This window comes from Xanthomonas arboricola pv. guizotiae (genome assembly GCF_002940205.1).
Lineage (GTDB): Bacteria > Pseudomonadota > Gammaproteobacteria > Xanthomonadales > Xanthomonadaceae > Xanthomonas > Xanthomonas arboricola_C.
Genome location: NZ_MDSK01000025.1, coordinates 33,749 through 57,198 on the forward strand (window position 1 = coordinate 33,749; position 23,450 = coordinate 57,198).

12 protein-coding genes and 2 pseudogenes are annotated in these 23,450 nt (G+C 66.1%); 10 read left to right on the plus strand and 4 right to left on the minus strand.

What is annotated here, in order from left to right:
* Positions 1-98: 98 nt before the first annotated feature.
* The 3 genes and pseudogenes from XarbCFBP7408_RS23520 to XarbCFBP7408_RS15115 form a co-directional block, all read right to left on the minus strand.
* Positions 99-320: pseudogene (locus tag XarbCFBP7408_RS23520) on the minus strand (hypothetical protein); the annotation flags it as partial.
* A gap of 2 nt (positions 321-322) precedes the next feature.
* Positions 323-721 (minus strand): annotated as a pseudogene (locus XarbCFBP7408_RS15110) (hypothetical protein); the annotation flags it as partial.
* Positions 722-1,195: 474 nt separating this feature from the next.
* Positions 1,196-6,220: an NAD-glutamate dehydrogenase gene (locus XarbCFBP7408_RS15115; RefSeq protein ID WP_104563655.1), complete on the minus strand. Its 5,025-nt coding sequence runs from the start codon at positions 6,218-6,220 to the stop codon at positions 1,196-1,198.
* A 289-nt stretch (positions 6,221-6,509) separates the two neighbouring features.
* Here XarbCFBP7408_RS15115 and XarbCFBP7408_RS15120 point away from each other — a divergent pair, with 289 nt between their 5' ends.
* Genes XarbCFBP7408_RS15120 through XarbCFBP7408_RS15130 form a run of 3 tightly spaced genes read left to right on the plus strand, consistent with a single transcriptional unit; the run spans position 6,510 to position 11,674 of the window.
* A complete protein-coding gene (locus tag XarbCFBP7408_RS15120) occupies positions 6,510-7,169 on the plus strand; it encodes a TetR/AcrR family transcriptional regulator (RefSeq protein ID WP_024940186.1) in 660 nt (219 codons plus the stop codon).
* A gap of 14 nt (positions 7,170-7,183) precedes the next feature.
* Positions 7,184-8,491: an efflux RND transporter periplasmic adaptor subunit gene (locus XarbCFBP7408_RS15125; protein ID WP_104563656.1), complete on the plus strand. Its 1,308-nt coding sequence runs from the start codon at positions 7,184-7,186 to the stop codon at positions 8,489-8,491.
* Positions 8,492-8,503: 12 nt separating this feature from the next.
* A complete protein-coding gene (locus XarbCFBP7408_RS15130) occupies positions 8,504-11,674 on the plus strand; it encodes a multidrug efflux RND transporter permease subunit (RefSeq protein ID WP_104563657.1) in 3,171 nt (1,056 codons plus the stop codon).
* 439 nt (positions 11,675-12,113) lie between these two features.
* Here XarbCFBP7408_RS15130 and XarbCFBP7408_RS15135 read toward each other — a convergent pair whose 3' ends face one another.
* The gene (locus tag XarbCFBP7408_RS15135; RefSeq protein ID WP_104563658.1) at positions 12,114-13,103 is read right to left on the minus strand and encodes a LacI family DNA-binding transcriptional regulator; all 990 of its coding nucleotides are present in this window, start codon (positions 13,101-13,103) and stop codon (positions 12,114-12,116) included.
* Between the two features lie 162 nt (positions 13,104-13,265).
* Here XarbCFBP7408_RS15135 and ptsP point away from each other — a divergent pair, with 162 nt between their 5' ends.
* The 7 genes from ptsP (at position 13,266) to XarbCFBP7408_RS15170 (ending at position 23,405) form a co-directional block, all read left to right on the plus strand.
* A complete protein-coding gene (gene ptsP / locus XarbCFBP7408_RS15140) occupies positions 13,266-15,785 on the plus strand; it encodes a phosphoenolpyruvate--protein phosphotransferase (protein WP_104563659.1) in 2,520 nt (839 codons plus the stop codon).
* Positions 15,782-16,738 carry a 1-phosphofructokinase gene (gene pfkB / locus XarbCFBP7408_RS15145; RefSeq protein ID WP_104563660.1) on the plus strand — a complete coding sequence of 319 codons (957 nt, stop codon included), beginning with the start codon at positions 15,782-15,784 and terminating at the stop codon, positions 16,736-16,738. Before ptsP ends, pfkB begins: the two co-directional genes overlap by 4 nt.
* A 113-nt stretch (positions 16,739-16,851) precedes the next feature.
* On the plus strand, positions 16,852-18,594 hold the full coding sequence (locus XarbCFBP7408_RS15150) for a PTS fructose transporter subunit IIC (RefSeq protein ID WP_104563661.1): 1,743 nt from the start codon (positions 16,852-16,854) through the stop codon (positions 18,592-18,594).
* Between the two features lie 185 nt (positions 18,595-18,779).
* The gene (locus XarbCFBP7408_RS15155; protein ID WP_181106639.1) at positions 18,780-20,057 is read left to right on the plus strand and encodes a carbohydrate porin; all 1,278 of its coding nucleotides are present in this window, start codon (positions 18,780-18,782) and stop codon (positions 20,055-20,057) included.
* Positions 20,058-20,366: 309 nt separating this feature from the next.
* Positions 20,367-22,247 (plus strand): NAD(P)/FAD-dependent oxidoreductase, encoded by a 1,881-nt coding sequence (locus XarbCFBP7408_RS15160; protein ID WP_104563662.1) that lies wholly within the window; start codon positions 20,367-20,369, stop codon positions 22,245-22,247.
* Position 22,248: 1 nt separating this feature from the next.
* Positions 22,249-23,202 (plus strand): ATP-grasp domain-containing protein, encoded by a 954-nt coding sequence (locus tag XarbCFBP7408_RS15165; protein WP_104563663.1) that lies wholly within the window; start codon positions 22,249-22,251, stop codon positions 23,200-23,202.
* Positions 23,203-23,213: 11 nt separating this feature from the next.
* The gene (locus tag XarbCFBP7408_RS15170) at positions 23,214-23,405 is read left to right on the plus strand and encodes a hypothetical protein (protein WP_429001394.1); all 192 of its coding nucleotides are present in this window, start codon (positions 23,214-23,216) and stop codon (positions 23,403-23,405) included.
* Positions 23,406-23,450: the final 45 nt, after the last annotated feature.

Genomic DNA, 23,450 nt, shown 5'->3' on the forward strand with positions numbered 1-23,450 from the left:
CCGTGTCGAAGGGCGCAAGCGCGAAGAGAGTGAGTACCAACTACAGCGCTTTCGGCCGAATATAGCAAAGCAGGCTCGTCCGTCATCCAGCCAACGCGCCGTTGCGTCGCCAACTCGATCGCTTCACGCCATTGCGGCTGCAACTCGGTGCCGACGATGCGATAGCGGTAGAGCGTCTGCTCGCCCTGTATGTCCTGCGGCGTTTGCCGGATGGCCGCAATCGCCTGCGCCTGCTCGGCCAGTGCCGGTTGCAGCATCGCGCGCGTGGTCTCCAGTTCCAGCACGCGGTTGCCTTCTGGCGGGCGGCCGTTGTTGGTCCACACGCAAGTATCAGATCGCAGTTGATCAAAGTCACCTTGATCGTCGCCTGCAGCTGTGTCACGGCTTCATTCACACGGCGGCAAGCCAGCGGATCGCCTTGCATGACAGCCTGCCCGTCGGCCGACACTTCGATCCGTCGCAGTTCCCCAGGCATGCCTTCCACGTAGGACGGATGCGGATCACTGCAGTAGCACGCGCACCCCAGCTTTTTCGAGAAGGCCTGATCGTTGGGCAGGTAAAGCCCATTGTCCGGAGAATCGATCGCAAACATGCCCTGTCCTTCAAGATAAACCAGCAATCGGCTTCGATCGCGTATCACGCAGTCGATGATGAGCTGCAGACAAAACCAGGCGCGGTCTTGTGCTGGTGACACGGTTCCTTCTCCCGAGCTATCCGTCATCCACTTTGCGAGTCAGTAGCCGTGACGCAGCGCCGAGAGATTCGCCCAGCTACGACAAGGCCCCGATAGTGGAGAGCACCGCCATCGTTGACCGGCGCTCGTGCGCCTTGGATTTCGGGCCTCCACACCCGGCTGCAGGATTTACTACAGCCAGGCGATAGCTCATCGGACTATTCGGCAGTGTCAGGAAGCTTGGGATTTTTCACCTGATCGCGTGCGTTGTCTGTCGTGCGTCACGCATGCAGCCATGCTCACAGAAGAGGCAGCGCGTGAGTCGTCGCTGACCGGATTTTGGACCACGCGATTGTCAATAATCGGAGGACGCGTTGGGCTCGCGACTGTACGGAGTACTTCGCATGTGAACAAGGCGACCCTTGGGCCGCCTTGTGCATGAGCAGACAACTACGTCACTGCATCAGCTCAGCCAAGGTGATGGGGGAATCACTCGCTCCGCCATCACCTCGCTGCACACAGCTACATCCCGTGCGCAGCCAACTGGCCCAGCCGCTGCACCGCCACCGACACCGTCGGGTAGTCCAGGGTCTTCTGCTCGGCCACATCGGCCAGCATCGCCAGGGTGAAGCGCAGGCTGGAATCGTCGCGTGCCAGCCAGTTGGCCACCTTGTCCTCGGCACTGCTGCCGGGCAGGGTCAGCACCTGCGCCACCAGTGCGCGCTGATGCGCGGCCAGCTCGTCGCGCAGCACGCCGCGTGCCACTGCGTGCCAGCGGCCATTGACCTCCAGCGCATCGATCTGCTCGAACAACCACGGCAGGCGCAGCGCTTCGCCCAGGCGAAAATGCACCTTGGACACGTCCACCGGCTTGAGCTTGCGGGTGCGCGCGGTTTCGATGATGTCGAACGCCGGTTCCAGATAGCGCAACTCGGACAACTGCTGCGCCAGCGCCGGCGGCAGGCCCTTGTCCTGCCACTCCTGCACGCTGGCTTCGTACTGCGGGCGCTGCGCGTCCGACAGCACGCCGGAGGCGATACGGATGTCGTTGAACGGGCCGTGGTAACGCTCCACCGCCGCGGTAATGCCCGGCATCTGGCCCGGACGCAACAGCAGCCAACGCACGAACGAACGCTGCAGGCGCCAGATCACTTCCAGTGCATCGATCTGCACCGACTCGGGCACCTTGCCGTCCAACGCGTCGATCTGCGTCCACAACGCGCGTGCATCCAGCGTCTCGCGGCTGATGGTGTAGGCCTTGGCGACCTCGGCAATGCTGCGGCCGGTGTCTTCCTGCATGCGCATCAGGAAGGTGGCGCCCATGCGGTTGATGGTGGTGTTGGTCACCGCGGTGGCGATGATCTCGCGCTTGAGGCGGTGACGCTCCATCGCATCGGCGTACTTTTTCTGCAGCGGCTGCGGGAAGTAGCGCTGCAATTCCTTGGACAGATACGGGTCTTCGGGAATATCCGATTCCAGCAGCTGCTGGAACGCCACCAGCTTGGAGTACGACAACAGCACCGACAGCTCCGGGCGCGACAGACCCTGCCCGCGCGCCTTGCGTGCGGACAGTTCGGCATCGGAGGGCAGGAACTCGATCTGGCGATCGAGCAGGCCCTGCAATTCCAGCGTGCGGATGAAGTGCTGCTTGGAGCCGAGACGTTTGACGCTCATCCGCTCCATCAGGCTGATGGCCTGGTTCTGGCGGTAGTTGTCCCACAACACCAGGTCGGCCACTTCGTCGGTCATCGACGCGAGCAATGTGTTGCGCGCGTCGTAGGTGAGCTTCTTGGCCTGCACCATGTCGTTGAGCAGGATCTTGATGTTCACCTCGTGATCGGAGGTGTCAACGCCGGCCGAGTTGTCGATGAAGTCGGTGTTGAGCAGCACGCCGGTCTGCGCCGCTTCGATGCGGCCGAGCTGGGTCAGGCCCAGGTTGCCGCCCTCGCCTACCACCTTGCAGCGCAGCTCGCCGCCATTGACGCGCAGGCCGTTGTTGGCGCGATCGCCCACATCGGCATGCGATTCGCTGGACGCCTTGACGTAGGTGCCGATGCCGCCATTCCAGAACAGGTCCACCGGCGCCTTGAGGATGGCGTTCATCAGCTCGTTGGGCGAGAGCTGCTTGACGTTGGCTTCCAGGCCTAGCGCCTCACGCACCGGCGCGCTGATGTCGATGGATTTGAGCGTGCGCGGATAGATGCCGCCGCCGGCGCTGATCAGCCTGGCGTCGTAATCGGCCCAGCTGGAACGCGGCAGCTTGAACAGGCGCTCGCGCTCGGCGAACGAGGCCGCTGCATCCGGCGACGGGTCGAGGAAGATATGCCGGTGATCGAACGCCGCCAGCAGGCGGATATGCCGCGACAACAGCATGCCGTTGCCGAACACGTCGCCGGACATGTCGCCGATACCGACCACGCTGAAATCCTGGCTCTGGCAATCGCGCCCCATCGCGCGGAAGTGGCGCTTGACCGACTCCCACGCACCGCGCGCGGTGATGCCCATGCCCTTGTGGTCGTAACCGACCGAACCGCCGGAAGCGAACGCATCGCCCAGCCAGAAGCCGTGGTCCAGCGCCAGCCCATTGGCGATATCGGAGAACGTGGCGGTGCCCTTGTCGGCCGCAACCACCAGGTACGGATCATCCTGGTCGTGACGCACCACCTGCGGCGGCGGCACGATCTTGCCGCCGACGATGTTGTCGGTGATGTCGAGCAGGCCCTGGATGAACAGCTTGTAGCAGGCGATGCCTTCGGCCTGGATCGCATCGCGATTTTCTGTCGTGGAGCCCCCGCCGACCGGCGAGCGCTTGACGTAGAAACCGCCCTTGGCACCGACCGGCACGATGACGGTGTTCTTGACCATCTGCGCCTTGACCAGGCCCAGCACCTCGGTGCGGAAATCCTCGCGCCGGTCCGACCAGCGCAGGCCGCCGCGCGCCACCGCGCCGAAGCGCAGGTGCACGCCTTCCACCCGCGGGCTGTAGACGAAGATCTCGCGGTACGGGCGCGGCTTGGGCAGGTCCGGCACGATCGAAGAATCCAGCTTGAAGCTGATGCAGTGGCCGTGCTTGCCGCTCTTGTCGGTCTGGTAATAGTTGGTGCGCAGCGTGGCATCGATCACCCCGATGAAGCTGCGCAGGATGCGGTCCTCGTCCAGGCTGGAGACCCGATCCATCAGCTTCAGCAGCGTGGCGCGCGTGGCTTCCTGCTGCGCATCGCGGTCGCTGCCGCGCGCCTGCAACACCGGCTCCAGCGCCTTGAGCGTGGCCTCGTCGGCACCGGCCAGCACCGACAGTTCCTCGCGCAGGCGCTCCTGCCCGGCAAAGATCTGTGCCTTGGTTTCGCTGCCGGTGGACGGGTCGAAGCGTGCCTCGAACAATTCCACCAGCAAACGCGCCAGCAACGGGTAACGGGTGAAGGTGGCTTCGACATAGGCCTGCGAGAACGGCACTGCGGTCTGCAGCAGATACTTGCAGTAACCGCGCAGCAGCGCAACCTGGCGCCAATGCAGGCCGGCGGCCAGGATCAGACGGTTGAAGCCGTCGTTCTCGGCATCGCCATTCCAGATGCGCTCGAACGCTTCGCCAAAACCGGCATCGGCGTGCGCGGCATTGATCTTGCCGGCGGTGGTTTCGACTTCGAAATCCTGGATGTAGACCGGCGTTTCGCCCACCTGCAGCCGGTACGGCCGCTCGGAGATCACCCGCAGGCCCATGTTTTCCATCATCGGCATCGCATCGGACAACGGAATGTCGTCGAGCTGGCGATACAGCTTCAGGCGCAGGCCTTCGCCCGCATCCAGACGCACGCCGTCGTCGCGACGGATCTCCTGCAGGCTCAGATGCAGATCGTCGGGACCATCCAGCGAGGCCAGATGTTCGACGTCCGCCACCGCCGATTCGATCGACGAATCCTCGATATAGCCGGCTGGCAATGCGCGGCCGAAGTTGGCTGCCATGCGCAGGCCATTGGCTTCGCCATGCCGGGCGACCAATGCCTCGCGCAGCGCATCGCGCCAGTTGCGCAGCAGATGCGCCAGACGCGATTCGAGTTCGGTGGTGTTGAATTCCAGCGCCTCGCCACTCTTGGGCCGCACGATCAGGTGCAGCTGCGCCAGCGGCGACTCGCCCAGCACCACGCTGGAGTCGATGTATTCGCCGTGCAGCGCATCCTTGAGCAAGGCTTCGATGCGCAGCCGCACATCGGTGTTGAAGCGCTCGCGCGGGATGTACACCAGCGCGGAAATGAAACGGCTGTATTTGTCGCGGCGCAGGAACATGCGGCTGCGCACGCGCTCCTGCAGGCCGAGGATGCCGATCGCGGTGCGATACAGCTCTTCCTCGTTGGACTGGAACAGCTCCTCGCGCGGCAGCGTCTCGAGGATGTGCCGCAACGCCTTGCCGCTGTGGCTGCTCGGGGTCAGCCCGGACTTGCTCATCACGTATTCGTGGCGCTGGCGCACCAGCGGGATTTCCCACGGGCGGCGGTTGTAGGCGCTGGAGGTGAACAGGCCCAGGAAGCGCTGCTCGCCGACGATGCGGCCCTTGGCATCGAATTCCAGGATGCCGATGTAATCCATGTAGCCGACCCGATGCACGCGCGAGCGCGCATTGGTCTTGGTCAGGATCAGCGCGTCCTTGAGCTTGGCCGAGGTGTTCAGGCCATGCGCCGCCAGCGTGGTCACCGGGCGCGCCGGCGAAGTGTCGCGGCCGCGCATCAGGCCCAGGCCGGTTTCTTCCACCGGCGCCAGCACGTCCTGGCCGTCCTGCTTCTCCACGCGGTATTCGCGGTAGCCGAAGAAGGTGAAATGGTCGGACGCGGCCCAACGCAGGAATTCCTGCGCCTCGTGGCGGCTGATGTCGTCCATCGGCAGGCGCCGGGTGGCCAGGTCGTCGGCCAGCATCACCATCTTTTCGCGCATCGACGCCCAGTCGTGCACGATCGCGCGCACTTCGCCCAGCACCTTGCGCACTGCCGCTTCCACCTTGGGCATTTCTTCCGGCGGCTGGCGGTCGATTTCCAGCACCATCAGCGACTCGCTCTTGCCCTCGCCCACCGCGGTCAGCTTGCCGGCCTTGTCGCGGGCGATGCGCAGCACCGGGTGGCCGAGCACGTGCACGCCGATGCCCAGGTCCGACAGCGTCATGCTCACCGAGTCCACCAGGAACGGCATGTCGTCGTTGACGATCTGCAGCAGCGTGTGCGGCGACTCGTAGCCGTGGCTCTTCAGGGTCGGGTTGAACACCCGCACATTGACCGTGCCGGCCTTGCGCGTGCGCGCAAACTCCAGCATGTCCGCCGCCAGGGCCGCCCATTGCTCGGCTGGGTGGTTGGGGAACTCGTCCTCTTCCATGCGCCGGTAGAAGTCCGCTGCGAACAACTGCACCTCGGACTGCTTGGCGGCCGGATAGCGTTTGCGCAAGGCAGCAAACACCGGCTCCAGGGTGACCGCCTGCGGTTCGCTGGCAAGCACGGGGACTGCACGTTCGGCGACCGGTTTGACCGACGTCGTGGACGATTTCGAAGCGGCTTTCTTGGCTGTCATGAGAGCGCTGGGATGCTCGGTGGAAAACCTGAATTGTACCGGCGCCGGATGAAGACGCCTTGCTGCATAGCGCAAATTCCTGGCCCGGCGCCGGCCTCCGGCGCAGCGCAAAGCCCCTACCCGACTGTAATTCCTGCAGCGGCGCCGGATTGGCGCCTGCGCGGCCAGCCGCCGGACCGCCACAACCGGCAAAGTCCGGCCGCGCGCTTGGGCCACAAGGCGTTGTGCAGACAAAACTGCGACCGTCAAGCCTGTTTAAAAACTAAACTGGACGGTATAGTCTACCGCCATGACCCCCCGTTCCCACCGTGCTGCCCGGCGCTCGGACTGCGATCGCCGCATCCATGCGGCTGTGCATACGCTGCTTGCCGAGCGCGGCATGCGGCTGAGCATGGATGCGGTGGCCGAGCGCGCCGGCTGCTCCAAGCAGACGCTCTACAGTTATTACGGTTGTAAAGAAAACCTGCTGCGCGATGTGCTTCAGGACCATGTGCACCTGGCCACGGTGCCGCTGGGCACCGCCTCGGGCGAGTTGCGCGAGGATCTGCTGGCCTTCGCGCTGGCCCACCTTGACCGCCTGAACCGCCCGGATGTGCTACAGACCTGCCGGTTGGTGGAAGCCGAATCGCACCGGTTCCCCGATCAGTCGCAGCAGATCTTCCAGGACGGGGTCGTCGGCATGCAGCAGCGCCTGGCGCAGCGCTTCGAACAGGCGATGCAGGCCGGCCAGCTGCGCCATGACGATCCGCACTGTATGGCCGAACTGCTGTTGAGCATGATCGTCGGTCTGGATTTCGACCGGCAACGCTTTCAGGTACCCCACCGCGCCGGCCTTCCCGCCAGGCAGCAGTGGGCGCAATTCGCTGTCGACACCTTCCTGCGCGCATTTGCCGCGGTCGCTGCCACGCCTTCGCTGTCCCCGCTTTCCTTTCTCACTTCAAGACCCTAACGGAGTTCCTCCTGATGATCGCCCCGCTCCGCACATTCGGCCTGGCCTGTGCCATCACCCTGGCGCTGGCTGCCTGCAGCAAGCCCGAACAACAGCAGGCGCCGCCGCCGCCGGAAGTGTCGGTGCTGGAAATGAAGCCGCAGACCCTGCCGCTGGAACGCGACCTGGTCGGCCGGCTGTCGGCGTTCCGCTCGGCCGACGTGCGTGCGCGCGTGGACGGCGTGCTGCTCAAGCGCCTGTACACCGAAGGCACCGACGTCAAGGAAGGCCAGCCGCTGTTCGAGATCGACCCGGCGCCGCTGAAGGCCACGCTGCTGCAGGCGCAGGGCCAGCTGGCCGCCGCCGAAGCGACCTATGCCAATGCCAAGATCGCCGCGACGCGTGCGCGCAGCCTGGCGCCGCAGCAATATGTCTCGCGCGCCGATATCGACACCGCCGAAGCCAACGAGCGGTCGTCCGGTGCGAGCGTGCAGCAGGCGCGCGGCGCGGTCGAGTCCGCCCGCATCCAGCTCGGTTTCGCCAGCGTCACCTCGCCGATCACCGGACGCGCCGGCATCCAGCGCGTGACCGAAGGTGCGCTGGTGGGCGCCGGTGAGGCGACCCTGCTGACCACGGTCGACCAGGTCGACCCGCTGTACGTGAACTTTGCGATGAGCAGCGAAGAACTGGCCGCCCTGCGCCAGGCCCAGAGTAGCGGCAACGTGCAGCTCAGCGGCGATGGCAAGTCCACCATCAACGTGGAACTGGGCAACGGCACGCAGTACCAGCACCCCGGCACCCTGGACGTGTCGGCGGTGACGGTGGACCCGAGCACCGGCGCGGTGTCGCTGCGCGCGACCCTGCCCAACCCCGAACAAGCCCTGCTGCCGGGCGCGTTCGTGACCTTCAAGGCCAGCCTGGGCCAGCGCAACAACGCCTACCTGCTGCCGCAGCAGGCCGTGCAGCGCGATGCCACCAGCGCCTACGCGCTGGTGCTGGGCAAGGACGGCAAGGTGGCGCGCAAGAACCTCACCGTCGATGGCCAGCAGAAGGGCCAGTGGATCGTCACCGCGGGCATGACCCCGGGCGACCAGGTGATCGTCGACGGCGTGCAGAAGGCCAAGGAAGGCCAGCCGGCCAAGGGCGTGCCGTGGGATCCGAACAAGCCGGCGCAAGGCGGCCAGCCGGGCGCACCGGGCGCGGCTCCCGCCGCCGCCCAGGGCGGCGGCGCGCAGGCCGCACCGGCAGCCGACACCGCCGATGCAGCGGCACCGGCCGCGCAGGAACAGTCCAAGCCGGACGCTGCGGCGCAGCCGGCCGACTCCCAGTCCAAGCAGCAGTAACGGAACCCGGACATGCCTAAGTTTTTCATCGAACACCCTGTCTTTGCCTGGGTGGTGGCGATCCTGATCTCGCTTGCGGGCGTGATCTCGATCCTGAATCTGGGTATCGAGTCGTACCCGACGATCGCCCCGCCGCAGGTCACCGTGACCGCCAACTTCCCCGGCGCCAGCGCCGATACCACCGAAAAAGCGGTGACCCAGGTCATCGAGCAGCAGCTCACCGGTATCGACCATCTGCTGTACTTCAACTCGTCCTCGGCCGCCAACGGCCGCGTGACCATCACGCTGACCTTCGAAACCGGCACCGACGCGGATATCGCGCAGGTGCAGGTGCAGAACAAGGTGTCGCTGGCCACGCCGCGCCTGCCCTCGGAAGTGACCCAGCAGGGCGTGGTGGTGGCCAAGGCCAACGCCGGCTTCCTGATGGTGGCCGCGTTGCGCTCGGACAACCCGTCGATCGACCGCGACGCGCTCAACGACATCGTCGGTTCGCGCGTGCTCGAACAGATCTCGCGCGTGCCCGGCGTGGGCAGCACCAACCAGTTCGGCGCCGAGTACGCGATGAACATCTGGTTGAACCCGGAGAAGCTGCAGGGCTACAACCTGTCGGCGACCCAGGTGCTGACCGCCGTGCGTAACCAGAACGTGCAGTTCGCCGCCGGTTCGGTGGGCGCCGACCCGACCCCGGAAGGCATCAGCTTCACCGCCACGGTGTCGGCGGAAGGCCGCTTCAGCTCGCCCGAGCAGTTCGAAAACATCATCCTGCGTACCGACAACAACGGCGCCACGGTGCGCTTGAAGGATGTCGCACGGGTCACCGTGGGGCCGAGCACCTACGGCTTCGACACCCAATACAACGGCAAGCCCACCGGCGCCTTCGGCATCCAGCTATTGCCGGGCGCCAATGCGTTGAACGTGTCCGAGGCGGTCGGTGCCAAGCTCGACGAACTGCAGCCGACCTTCCCGCAGGGCGTGACCTGGTTTGCGCCGTACGAATCGACCACTTTCGTGCGCATCTCCATCGAGGAAGTGATCCACACGCTGGTGGAAGCCATCGTGCTGGTGTTCCTGGTGATGCTGCTGTTCCTGCAGAACTTCCGCGCCACCGTGATTCCCACGCTGGTGATTCCGGTCGCACTGCTGGGCACGTTCTTCGGCATGTACATGATCGGCTTCACCATCAACCAGCTGACGCTGTTTGCGATGGTGCTGGCGATCGGCATCGTGGTCGACGATGCGATCGTGGTGATCGAGAACGTCGAACGCATCATGAGCGAAGAGCATCTGGAGCCGAAGGCGGCCACCCAGAAGGCGATGACCCAGATCACCGGTGCGGTGGTGGCCATCACCGTGGTGCTGGCGGCGGTGTTCATCCCCTCCTCGCTGCAACCGGGCGCTTCGGGCGCGATCTACAAGCAGTTCGCGTTGACCATCGCCATGTCGATGGGGTTCTCCGCGTTCCTGGCGCTGAGCTTCACCCCGGCGCTGTGCGGCGCGTTCCTCAAGTCGACCCATTCGACCAAGAAGAACTGGGTCTACCGCACCTTCGACAAGTACTACGACAAGCTGGCGCATCGCTATGTCGGCGTGGTGAGCCACACCCTCAAGCGCTCGCCGCCGTGGATGATCGTGTTCGTGGTGCTGGTGGTGCTGTGCGGCTTCCTGTTCACCCGCATGCCGGGCAGCTTCCTGCCGGAAGAAGACCAGGGCTTTGCGTTGGCGATCGTGCAGTTGCCGCCGGGCGCGACCAAGATCCGTACCAACGAAGCGTTCGCGCAGATGCGTGCGGTGCTGGAGAAGCAGCCGGCCGTGGAAGGCATGCTGCAGATCGCCGGCTTCAGCTTCCTGGGCTCGGGCGAAAACGTCGGCATGGGCTTCATCCGGCTCAAGCCGTGGGAAGAGCGCGATGTGACCGCAGATGAGCTGATCAAGCAACTCAACGGCGCCTTCTACGGCATCAAGGGCGCGCAGATCTTCGTGGTCAACCTGCCCACCGTGCAGGGCCTTGGCCAGTTCGGCGGCTTCGACATGTGGCTGCAGGACCGCTCCGGCGCAGGCCAGCAAGCCCTGACCCAGGCGCGCAACATCGTGCTGGGCAAGGCGGCGGAAAGGCAGGACACCATGGTGGGCGTGCGCCCGAACGGGCTGGAAGACGCGCCGCAGCTGCAGCTGCACGTGGACCGCGTGCAGGCGCAGTCGATGGGCCTGGACGTCAGCGACGTCTACAGCTCGATCCAGCTGATGCTCGCGCCTGTCTACATCAACGACTACTTTTCCGAAGGCCGCATCAAACGCGTCAACATCCGTGCCGACGACCAGTTCCGTACCGGCCCCGAGTCGCTGCGCAGCTTCTTCAGCCCCAGCGCCACGGCCACCGGTGCCGATGGTCAGCCGGGGATGATTCCGCTGAGCAATGTGGTCAAGGCCGACTGGACCTACGCCTCGCCGGCACTGAACCGCTACAACGGCTATTCGGCGGTGAATATCGTCGGCAACCCGGCTCCGGGCGGCAGCTCCGGCCAGGCGATGACCGCGATGGAGGAGATCGTCAACAACGACCTGCCGCCGGGCTTCGGGTTTGACTGGAGCGGCATGTCGTACCAGGAAATCATTGCCGGTAATGCGGCCACGCTGCTGCTGGCGTTGTCGGTCGTGGTGGTGTTCCTGTGCCTGGCCGCCCTCTACGAGAGCTGGTCGATTCCGGTGGCGGTGCTGATGGTGGTGCCGATTGGCGTGCTGGGCGCGATCACCTTCTCGATGCTGCGCGGCCTGCCGAACGATCTGTACTTCAAGATCGGCATGATCACGGTGATCGGCCTGGCGGCCAAGAACGCGATCCTGATCGTGGAGTTCGCGGTGGAGCAGCGTGCGGCGGGCAAGACGCTGCGCGAGGCGACGCTGGAAGCGGCGCATCTGCGCTTCCGCCCGATCCTGATGACCTCGTTCGCCTTCATCCTGGGCGTGCTGCCGCTGGCCATCTCCACCGGTGCCGGCGCCAACTCGCGTCACTCCATCGGTACCGGCGTGATCGGCGGCATGGTGTTCGCCACCGTGCTCGGCGTGATCTTCATCCCGCTGTTCTTCGTGGTGGTGCGCCGCATGCTGGGCGACAAGCTGGACGAACAGTCCAAGGAATACCTGGTCGCACAGAACGACTCGGGGACGCATCGTCCGGATCGCTGATCCCGGACATGGCGCAGAACGAAGAGCCCCGGCAGTGCCGGGGCTTTTTTTTGGGCGGCGCTCCCGTGATGCCCCGTGGCGGGGATGGGCGCGACGGGCCTTGCCGGTAACGCCCGTCGCGCCCAAGGGCGCTCCTACGGGGTAGCGGGGATTGGTGACACGGGGTGATTGGGCAAGACCGCATAGCGTGATTTGCGACAAACGCCCCCGCCGTCGTAGGAGCGCACCCGGGCGCGACGGGCCTTGCCGGTAACGCCCATCGCGCCCAAGGGCGCTCCTACGGGGTAGCGGGGATTGGTGACATGGGGGTGATTGGGCAAGACCGCATAGCGCGATCTACAACAAACGCCCCCGCCGTCGTAGGAGCGCACCCGGGCGCGACGGGCCTTGCCGGTAACGCCCGTCGCGCCCGGGTGCGCTCCTACGATATGGCGGGCGGCTAGGTGCGCGGGCGTGCGCCGGTGGAGCCGCGGACCACGCAGCGGCCGGTCATCACCATGCGGCGGATCGGCAGCTGCGGATTGCTCAAGCGTTCCAGCAGCAGCGACATCGCCGCGCGGCCCATGTCCTCGACCGGCTGCTCGACCACGGTAATGCCCGGCTCGACCAGATCGGTCCAGCGCTCGTTGTCGAAACCGGCCAGGGCCAGGTCGTCGGGCAGGCGCAGACCAGCGGTGCGGGCGGCCTTGAGCGCGCCCATCAACAGCAGGCTGTTGCTGGTGACGATGGCGTCGGGCCGGTCCGCGCTGGCCAGCCATTGGCCGACTTCGGCGATCGCCGCTTCGGCGGTGGGCGCCACTTCACGATAGGCAGGCGCCAGCCCTGGCGCCGCCATCGCGGCCAGATAGCCTTTGCGGCGCTCGGTCGCGGTGGTGCTGGTGCCGAACAGCCCGCCGATGCGCCGATACCCCTGCTCCTGCAGATGCGCCACCAGTTCGCCCATGGCTGCGGCGTTGTCCAGCACCACGCTGTCGTAGCGGCTGCCGGGGCCGGCGCGGTCCACCAGCACGGTCGGGTAGTCCAGCACCAGCTCATGCATGCGCCCGACCGTGCTGCGGGTCGGCGCGAAGATCAGCCCGGTGATGCGCTCTTCCTGCATCAATTGCAGGTACAGCGCCTCGCGCTCGGGGTCTTCGTCGGTATTGCACAGGGTCACGCGCATGCCGGCGCGATAGGCCACTTCCTCCACCGCGCGGATCAGCGCGGTGAAGTACGGGTTGCGGATGTCGGCGACGATCACTCCCAGGATGCCGGACTGCTGGGACCGCAGGCGGCGCGCCATCAGGTTGGGCCGGTAGCCGGTCTGGCGTACTGCCGCCTCGACCTTGGCCCGCACCTCCTCGCTGACCGGGCCGGTGCCCAGCGCACGCGAGACCGTCGATTTGGACACCCCGGCCACACGGGCCACGTCATTGATGCTGATGCTCACTGGGACCGTTCCCGCTCCATTTGCGCGCCTACTGCCAGGCGTCCTGTTCCGTCCGAATGCTAACCCGAAAGCACTACGGCGTTTTTGTGCAGTGCACATTGACGCCAGGAGTGGGAACGTTCCCACTATACTTCCCAACCCGTTCCTACCCCGGAGTCCGTCTTGTCCTCTCCGTCGCCAGCCGCCCCCGTCACTCCCGAACTCGTGCGCCTGCGTGCCCATGCCCGCGACAAGGACGATGCCATCGCACAGGCCGCCCAGTTGCTGGTCGCCGCCGGCTGCGTGGCGCCGGGCTACGACGCCAGCATGCGGCGCCGCGAAGGCCTGGCGAACACCTTCCTCGGCCATGGCCTGGCGATCCCGCATGGCGTGGGCGAAGACCGCCATCTGGTGCGCCGCGACGGCATCGCGGTGCTGCAGTTGCCCGAGGGGGTGGAGTGGAACCCGGGCCAGACCACCCGGCTGGTGGTCGGTATCGCCGCCCAGTCCGACACCCACATCACCCTGCTGCGCCGGCTGACCCGCCTGATCCAGGACCCGGCCCAGCTGGAAGCGCTGTTCAGCACCGACGACCCCGGCGTGATCGTGGCGGCCCTGACCGGCGACCGCGCGCCCGACACCAGCGCCGCGCCGGCCACCGATCTGGCCGAAACATTCGAGTGGACGATTGCTTACCCCAGCGGCCTGCATGCCCGTCCGGCCACCCGCTGGGCCGAGACCGCGCGCGGTTTCTCGGCGCGCGCCCAGGTGCGCGCCGGCGACCAGGCCGCCGATGCCAAGAGCCTGGTCGGCCTGCTGCAGTTGGGCCTGCGTGCCGGCGACAGCATCACCGTCTCGGCCGAAGGCAGCGACGCTAGCGCGCTGCTCAAGCGCCTGCGCGCAGTGATGGACAGCCTGACGGCGCAGGAAAAGGCCGATGCCGAACGCGCCGCGCAACGCCGCGCCGCCCCGGTGGTCGGCTGGACGCCGCCGCAGGCGCAACCGGCCATCGTCGGCATCGGCGCCAGCCCGGGCGTGGCGATCGGCATCGTGCACCGCCTGCGCGCGGCGCAGACCGAGGTGGCCGATCAACCGGTCGGCCTGGGCGATGGCGGCGCACTGCTGCACGACGCGCTGACCCGCACCCGCCAGCAACTGGCGGCGATCCAGGACGACACCCAGCGCCGGCTCGGCGCCTCGGATGCGGCGATCTTCAAGGCCCAGGCCGAACTGCTCAACGACACCGACCTGATCACCCGCACCTGCCAGCTGATGGTCGAAGGCCACGGCGTGGCGTGGTCCTGGCACCAGGCGGTGGAACAGATCGCCTCGGGCCTGGCCGCACTCGGCAACCCGGTTCTGGCCGGCCGCGCGGCCGACCTGCGCGACGTCGGCCGCCGCGTGCTGGCCCAGCTCGACCCGGCCGCTGCAGGCGCCGGCCTGACCGACCTGCCCGAGCAGCCCTGCATCCTGCTGGCCGGCGATCTGTCGCCGTCGGACACCGCCAACCTGGACACCACGCGCGTGCTCGGCCTGGCCACCGCGCAAGGCGGGCCGACCTCGCATACCGCGATCCTGTCGCGCACGCTCGGCCTGCCGGCGCTGGTCGCGGCCGGCGGCCAACTCATGGATATCGAAGACGGCGTCACCGCCATCATCGACGGCAGCAGCGGGCGGCTGTACATCAACCCGTCCGAACTCGATCTGGACGCCGCGCGCGCGCATATCGCCGAACAGCAGGCGATCCGCGAGCGCGAAGCCGCGCAGCGCGCATTGCCGGCCGACACCAGCGACGGCCACCACATCGACATCGGCGCCAACGTCAACCTGCCCGACCAGGTCGCGCTGGCGCTGACCCAGGGCGCCGAAGGCGTGGGCCTGATGCGCACCGAATTCCTGTTCCTGGAAAGCGGCCGCACCCCCAGCGAGGACGAACAACACGCCACGTATCTGGCGATGGCGCAGGCGCTGGACGGCCGCCCGCTGATCGTGCGCGCGCTGGACATCGGCGGCGACAAACAGGTGGCGCATCTGGAACTGCCGCACGAGGAAAACCCGTTCCTGGGCGTGCGCGGCGCGCGCCTGCTGCTGCGTCGCCCCGACCTGCTGGAGCCGCAACTGCGTGCGCTGTACCGCGCCGCCAGGGACGGTGCGCGGCTGTCGATCATGTTCCCGATGATCACCTCGGTGCCGGAGCTGATCGCGCTGCGCGCCATCTGCGCACGCATCCGCACCGACCTCGACGCGCCGGAAGTGCCGATCGGCATCATGATCGAAGTGCCCGCCGCCGCCGCGCAGGCCGACGTGCTGGCGCGCCACGCGGACTTCTTCTCCATCGGCACCAACGATCTCACCCAGTACGTGCTGGCGATCGATCGCCAGAACCCGGAACTGGCCGCCGAAGCCGACAGCCTGCATCCGGCGGTGCTGCGCATGATCCGCAGCACGATCGATGGTGCGCGCAAACACGACCGCTGGGTCGGCGTGTGCGGCGGGCTGGCCGGCGATCCGTTCGGCGCCAGCCTGCTGGCCGGCCTGGGCGTGCAGGAATTGTCGATGACCCCCAACGACATCCCGGCGGTCAAGGCACGCCTGCGTGGCGCCGCGTTGAGCCAGCTACAGCAGCTCGCCGGGCAGGCGCTGAACTGCGAAACCGCCGAACAGGTGCGCGCGTTGGAAGCCAAGCGCGAGGACGCGGCATGAGCCTGCAGGCCATCACCGTCACGCTGAACCCGGCCATCGACCAGACCATCCAGCTCGACCACCTGCAACCGGGCGCCGTGCACCGCGCCAGCAGCGTGCGCAACGATGCCGGCGGCAAGGGCATCAACGTGGCCGCCTGCCTGGCCGACTGGGGCAGCCAGGTCGCCGCGCTGGGCGTGCTCGGGGTCGGCAATGCCGGCGTGTTCGAAGCGCTGTTCCGCGAGCGCGGCATTGCCGATCACTGCCAGCGCGTGGCCGGCGAGACCCGCACCAACCTCAAGCTGGTCGACGCGCGCAGCAACGACACCACCGACATCAACCTGCCCGGCCTGCGCCTGGGCCCGCCGCATCTGCAAGGTGTGGCCGATCACCTTGCGCCGCTGCTGCGCCCCGGCCTGCCGGTGGTGCTGTCGGGCAGCCTGCCGGCCGGGCTGCCGGACGACAGCTGGGCGCAGCTGCAGGCCCAGGCCAGCGCCGCCGGTGCGCGCGTGCTGCTGGACACCAGTGGCGCGCCGCTGGTGGCCGCACTCGGCGCCGCACGCCAGGCGCTGCCCTACGCGGTCAAGCCGAACCGGCACGAACTGGAAGCCTGGACCGGCCGCCCGCTGAGCGACCGCGCCGCCCTCAGCGCCGCCGCGCACGAGCTGATCGCACGCGGCATCCAGCTGGTGGTCATTTCGATGGGCACCGAGGGCGCGCTGTTCGTGCAGCGCGACCAGCGCCTGATCGCGCGTCCGCCGCGGCTGGCGCAAGGCAGCAGCGTGGGCGCCGGTGACGCGATGGTGGCCGGCCTGGCCGCCGCGCTGCTCGGCGAGTCCACCGATCTGGAAAGTTGCGCACGGCTGGCGACCGCGTTCTCGGTCAGCCGGCTGGAAAGCGGCGATGCGCGCCGGCTGATCCCGCAGCAGGTACGCAAGCTCGCCGACGAGATCGTCATCGACCCGCTCTCGTAGCACCACCGCCGGCGCGAACGCTGGCGGTGCCAGCGCAGCGCGCCGGTGTTTTGTGCAAGACACCACGTATCCCGCCGGCGTTTGCCGGCGACCGAACAACGCAGGAGATTTGCATGTCCTCTTCCATCGTGGTCATCGCCGCTGGCGACCGCAGCACCGAAGCCGTCCTGGCGGCCGAAGCGCTGCGCCGCGCGGCCACCGCCGCCGGGCGCAGCGTGACGATCGAGATCCGCAGCGACCAGGGCGTGCTCGGCGCATTGCCGGGCGAACTGGCCAGCGCCGCCAGCCAGGTGCTGGTGATCGGCGACGCCGATGCCGACACCGCCCGCTTCGGCGACGCGCAGCTGCTGCGCCTGAGCCTGGGCGCGGTGCTGGACGACCCGGCCGCCGCAGTGAACCAGCTCGTCGCACCGGCCGCCGCCAATGCATCGGCTGCCGCAGCCAGCGCAGGCGCCAGCAGCAAGCGCATCGTTGCGATCACCTCCTGCCCCACCGGTATCGCGCACACCTTCATGGCCGCCGAAGGCCTGCAGCAGGCCGCCAGGAAACTCGGCTACCAGATCCGCGTGGAAACCCAGGGCTCGGTGGGCGCGCAGGATGCCCTGACCGACGCGGAAATCCGCGATGCCGATCTGGTGCTGATCGCCGCCGATCGCGAGGTCGACCTGGCCCGCTTCGGCGGCAAGCGCCTGTTCAAGAGCGGCACCAAGCCGGCGATCAACGATGGCCCGGCGCTGATCAACAAGGCCCTGGCCGAGGCGAGCGTGCACGGCGGCGCAACGCCAGTTGCCGGCCCCGCTGCCAGCGCCACCGCGAGCAAGGGCAACACCCGCACCGGCGCCTACAAGCACCTGATGACCGGGGTGTCGTTCATGCTGCCGTTCGTGACTGCCGGCGGGCTGCTGATCGCGCTGGCCTTTGCGCTGGGCGGCATCTATGCCGGCGACGACACGCATCAGGGCACCTTGGCCTGGTCGCTGTTCCAGATCGGCGCCAAGGCCGGCTTTACCCTGATGGTGCCGGCGCTGGCCGGCTATATCGCCTACTCCATCGCCGACCGCCCCGGCATCGCGCCCGGCATGATCGGCGGGCTGGTCGCAGCCAACCTCAACGCCGGTTTTCTCGGCGGGATCATCGCCGGCTTCATCGCCGGCTACGGCGTGGCCGCGCTCAACCGCTACATCAAGCTGCCGCGCAACCTGGAAGGGCTCAAGCCGGTGCTGATCCTGCCGGTGCTGGGCACGCTACTGGTCGGGTTGGCGATGATGTACGTGTTCGGGCAACCGGTGGCCGATCTGCTGGCCTGGCTCACCGCCTGGCTGCGCGGCATGCAGGGCAGCAGCGCGCTGCTGCTGGGCCTGTTGCTCGGCGGCATGATGGCCTTCGACATGGGCGGGCCGGTCAACAAGGCCGCCTATGCGTTTTCCACCGGCCTGATCGCCAGCCAGGTCTACACCCCGATGGCCGCCGCCATGGTGGCCGGCATGACCCCGCCGCTGGGCATCGCGCTGGCCACCTGGGTGTTCCGCAACCGTTTCACCGTGGAAGAACGCGGCTCGGCCACGGCCGCCGGCGTGCTCGGGCTGGCCTTCGTCACCGAAGGCGCCATCCCGTATGCCGCGCGCGACCCGCTGCGCACCATCCCGGCGCTGGTGATCGGCTCGGCCGTGGCCGGCGCGATCTCGATGACCGCCGGTGCCGAGCTGAAGGCACCGCACGGCGGCATCTTCGTGCTGCTGATCCCCAACGCGGTGACCCACCTGCTCAATTACGTGCTGGCCCTGGTGGTCGGCGTGGTGGTCACCGCGGTGGCACTGCGCCTGCTCAAGAAGCCGGTGGCCGATGTGGTCGCCTGACCTTCGGCCACCTCGCCATTGCCGCGTGCCGTCCGCGCATGCGCCACGCCTGACCGCCGCCCCACTCCACCCCTGACCGGTTTCACCGCTGGGCTGCGCACCTTCGTGCGCGGCCGGCGGCTTGCCCATCCCCTAGCTGTCGCGTTCGCCACCCGGCCACGCCTTCCTTCGTTCGGAGTCCTGCCATGACCGTCCTCGCCCCCCGCCATGCCCGTCCCCGCCTGCTGTGCCTGTCGCTGGCGCTGGCGCTGACCCCGCTCGCCCACGCGCAGGACGCCGCCGATGCCTTCAAGCTCAAGCTGGGTTACACCGGCGAAGCCGCATCGATGATCGATGGCGGCCGCAAGAACGGCGACGCCTATGCCGGCCAGCTGATGGTCGGTACCGATGTCGACATGGACCGCCTGTTCGGCTGGGGCGGCGCCACGGTCAAGCTGCAGGTCTCCAACCGTCATGGCACCAACCTGGCCAACAGCAGCATCGGCAACAGCACCTCGGTGCAGGAAATCTACGGCGGCCAGGGCACGCGGCTGGCCAACTTCACCCTGCTGCAGAAGCTGTTCGACGACCGCCTGGAACTGGAAGCCGGCCGCAGCGTGGCCAACATCCACTTCCTCGGCTCGGACCTGTGCCAGTACTTCCAGGGCAACTCGGCCTGCGGCAACCCCACCTTCGTGTTCCGCACCAGCAACTTCACCTACTGGCCTGTTTCCAGCTGGGCCGCGCATGCCACCGCCTGGGTCACGCCCAAGGTCTACGTGCATGTGGGCGCCTACGAGGTGAACCCGGTGCAGGCCCAGGACGGCCAGCACGGCCTGAAGTGGAGCACCGACGACACCACCGGCGTGGTGGTGCCGTATGCCATCGGCTACAAGAACAAGGGCGGCGACGGCAGCATGGCCGCGATGTACGAACTGGGCGGCTGGCAGGACAACTCCGACTACACCGACCCGCTGCGCGACCGCAACGGCAACCCCGCCGTGCTCAGCGGGCTGGACTACGACAACAAGCAGGGCCGCTCGGGCGTGTTCGCCCGCTTCGAACAGCAGGTCACCAACCCGGATCCGTCCGGCAGCCGCGGCCTGACCGTGTTCGGCGCCATCCTCAAGAGCACCGGCGGCCAGGCGATCGAGGACCATTTCGTGCAACTGGGCCTGGTGCAGAAGGGCACCTTCGCCAGCCGCCCGCAGGACAACATCGCCTTCGTGATCACCCAGCAGAAGTACAGCGACGAGGCGATCGAAAACCTGCGCCTGGCGCGCGCCTCCGCTGGCGGCACCGGCACCCCGGCCGACAACCAGATCATGATGGAGCTGAGCTACGGCATCCAGGTCACCAAGCGCCTGCGCATCGCCCCGAACCTGCATTACGTGATCAACCCCGACCAGTTCAACGAACCCACCCGCAGCAACGATCTGAAGAACGCGCTGATCGCGGGCATGCGGATCGACTGGAATCTGTGATCCGGCACCAGTAAGTACGTTTCCATAGCGACGCCTGCAATGCAGGCCGTCGCTCGCATTGCCCTGGGTCTGGCTCTGGCTTTTTGGCTATTGCCATGCACTTGCCTTTTCCCGCTTTGCGCGGCCCGATACCGAATAACACCACTTAGGGGAATCGACGATCATTCCTAGACAATGTTCCCACTTTCGTTTTTTCGCCTGAAGAATTTTGAAATTGCGCGACATAACTTCGGGGCGGCGCAAGATCTGTGAAAAACCGTAGATAGGCTCAACGACGTGTGTTTCAGCAGCTGTGGAAGGATAACGGACATGACCTCAACTGCGGCACACCACTATCCGCCTAAATCCAATCAAATCGTCGTCATCGGTGCAGGCATCATCGGGCTGACAAATGCGCTTCAGTTGGCCAAGCGCGGCCTAAGTGTCACGCTGATCGACAATCTGCAAGAGCGCAGACACAGCTTCAAGGTAGGCGAATCCTTTCTGGTCTTTACCAGCGCATTCTTGCGCACCATCGGCGAATTGGACACGTTTCTCACCGAGCGATCGTTCATCAAGCTCGGCGTCTGGTTCAGCGCTGGCGCCGAGCACCGTCACGATTTCGGCGAGACCACAGAATGGGCCGTGAATGCAGATCCGCACCCACCTCACTATCTGTATGACCTGGCCCCCGACAAGAAATGGTTTCGCTGCATGTTTCTGGACATGCAAATCGTAAGACCAGAAGCCGAAGCGGTCATGCTCGATGCGGTACGTGAACACCCGAACATCACCTTGATCGACAACGTGCGTATCCGCAAGGTGGTGCTCGCCGAGGACGACGGACCGCACCTGATGCATTGGCAAGGCCAGGGTTGCGATGGAAGGATCGATACGCGGTGGCTGGTGGATTGCTCGGGGCGCAGCCGGCTATTGACCAGGCAGCAGGGACATACCGCAGAGAAGCACGAAGAGCGCGATGGATTCCAGACCACCGCCATCTGGGGCCAGTTCGAACATGCGGGAGATGCCGTGTTCGATGCTCGTTGGCATTGCTTGCTGCAGGACGGGCGATCGACGCCTCGCGATCTGTATACCGTGCACCTATGGGGGCGCGGCTACTGGATCTGGGTGATCCGCCTGTCTCAGGATCGTATTAGCGTTGGCGTGACTTTCGACCAGCGCACCCCACCGGAAGGCGCAACACCTGCCGAGAAATTCTGGAATCTGATCCGGCGCTATCCGTTGCTGGAGGGCATCATCAACGAACAGACACTGCTCGAGCTGCAGACCTTCCGCAACGTCCAGCATTGGACCGACACTTTCGTAAGCACGCGTCGCTACGCGATGGCCGGAGACTCGGCAAGCATCATTGATGCCTATTACAGCCAGGGCATGGCGCTTGGCATGGTGACCAGCTGGCACATCGCCAATGTGGTGCAACGCGACGTGCTCGATCAGCATCTCGACCGGGGCTATATCGAGAGAATCAATCATGCCACCCGCCAGGACTGGCACATGTTGCGCAACATGGTGCACCACAAATACTCCCCGGCCATCGAGGATTCACGCTTCTTCCTGCTGTCGCACATGCTGGATATGGCGGTGTTCTGGTGCATGGGCAGCACGCGTTCGGCGTTGACGCATTGGCTCGTGCAGACCGAAGGTCAATCCTCGCGTGAAACCGCCCAGCTGCGCCGTCTGCGGCAGCGACTGGAATCGCGTTTGTTCTACTCGCGCTCGCCCTATTGGCTATGGCTGTCGCCAGAACGGGTGCAGCGACTGCAGGCGCATCTGCAACGTCAGCTCGCCAGGCGCGCACGTTGGCGTCAGGACAACGGCATCAGGCTACCGCGTGTCACCAGTTTCCTCAGCCTGACGGCTCCGTTGCCGCGTGTCTGGAAGCTGTTTGGCGGCGCAAAGGCTGGCCATATCGACGTCAGCGCACGCGACCTCGTGCAACCTGCGGAACAGCGGCCAGCTGGCAGCGCGACATGGTTCGACCGGCTGCCCATATCCCCCATGACACGTCTCGGCTGGGTTATCCGGCTGCGTCCATTGGGATTATTGCTGCAGTTTGCGCTCTGCTATGCGTGGGACGCCGCTGAGACGCGGATACGCAGAGGCTGGCGCGGCGTCAATCGCGTCCACGCTGCTGTTGACGACGTGCAATCAACTCCGCAGGACGCACAAGAACGGAGCGTGCCTTGAGATGACTGCCAAGCCGCAGACTGCAATTTACCTCAGTCTGGGTGCGCCGCATCTGGAGTATCCGGCAGCGGTTCAAGCGTTGCGCTTACGTGGGGTGCAGGCACGCATGGTGCACTTGAACGAGATCGACAACGTGGATTTGCGCGGCGTTGATCTCATCAACGTCCGCATGTGTCGCTGGTACCACAAGCACCGCGGATTCCTGAATCAGATAGAACGCCTGCACCAGCGTGTGCAGGATCTTCCCGAAGGACCGATTCCGTTCGCCAACGACATCGCGCTGATCCGCGATGCGCTCGACAAAGGTCTGTATCTGCGCAAACTAGGCGACTCAGGGATCGACCTGATCCCCACCTGCTGGGTTGAGCGCGGCGCGCCGCTGCGCATCCAGGAGCTCATGCAAGAAACCGGCTGGGACGACATCGTCATCAAACCGACCGTTTCCTCCGGTTCGTGGAGAACCATCCGCCTTTCTCGAGGCGGCAGAAGCAGTTCCAAGAGTCACTACGTGCTTGGAGAAGACACCGAACGCTATACGGCAATCCTGTCCAGGTTATTGAAAACCCACAGCATCTTCGTGCAGCGCTTCGAGCCTTCGATACTCGAGTTCGGCGAGCTTTCCTTCGTATTTCTTGGCGGGCACTTCAGCCACGCGGTCCGCAAGACCGTCGGCGATCAGGGCGGCTGGTGGGCGCACGAGCGTCTGGGAGGCCGTAATCAGCCGTGGCGTGCGGGCCGCGAAGAACTGAACTGGGCCCAGCACATCCACGACACCTTGGTACACCGCTACGGCTGGCTGTGGTTCGATCGCATCGATGCACTTCATGATCGGGACGGCCGACTCCAGTTGCTGGAATGCGAACTGGCTATTCCGCGCTTGCTTCTACCCGAGGGACAGGCGTTCGATCGCTATGCTCAGGTCATCGCCGACGGCATCCAGCGCACCGCGGCGTAACCAAGGTATTCATGCTGGTGGGCTTGGCGATCTACCTTGCGTTCCGTTTTGAGCGGAAGTTTGCGGCGGTCGCCAGCCTGACCGCGTTGTTCGCTCTATTGGTCATCGTGGCCTTCTTGTCGCTGACCGGTCGCGATTTCTGCACACGCAGCAGCAACAGGCGTTGGAACAACAACGACAATGGCAGTTGCAGCAGGAGCTGAGCTTGCAGCAAGAGTGCGGGCGACTGGCCGCACAGGAAAAACCCG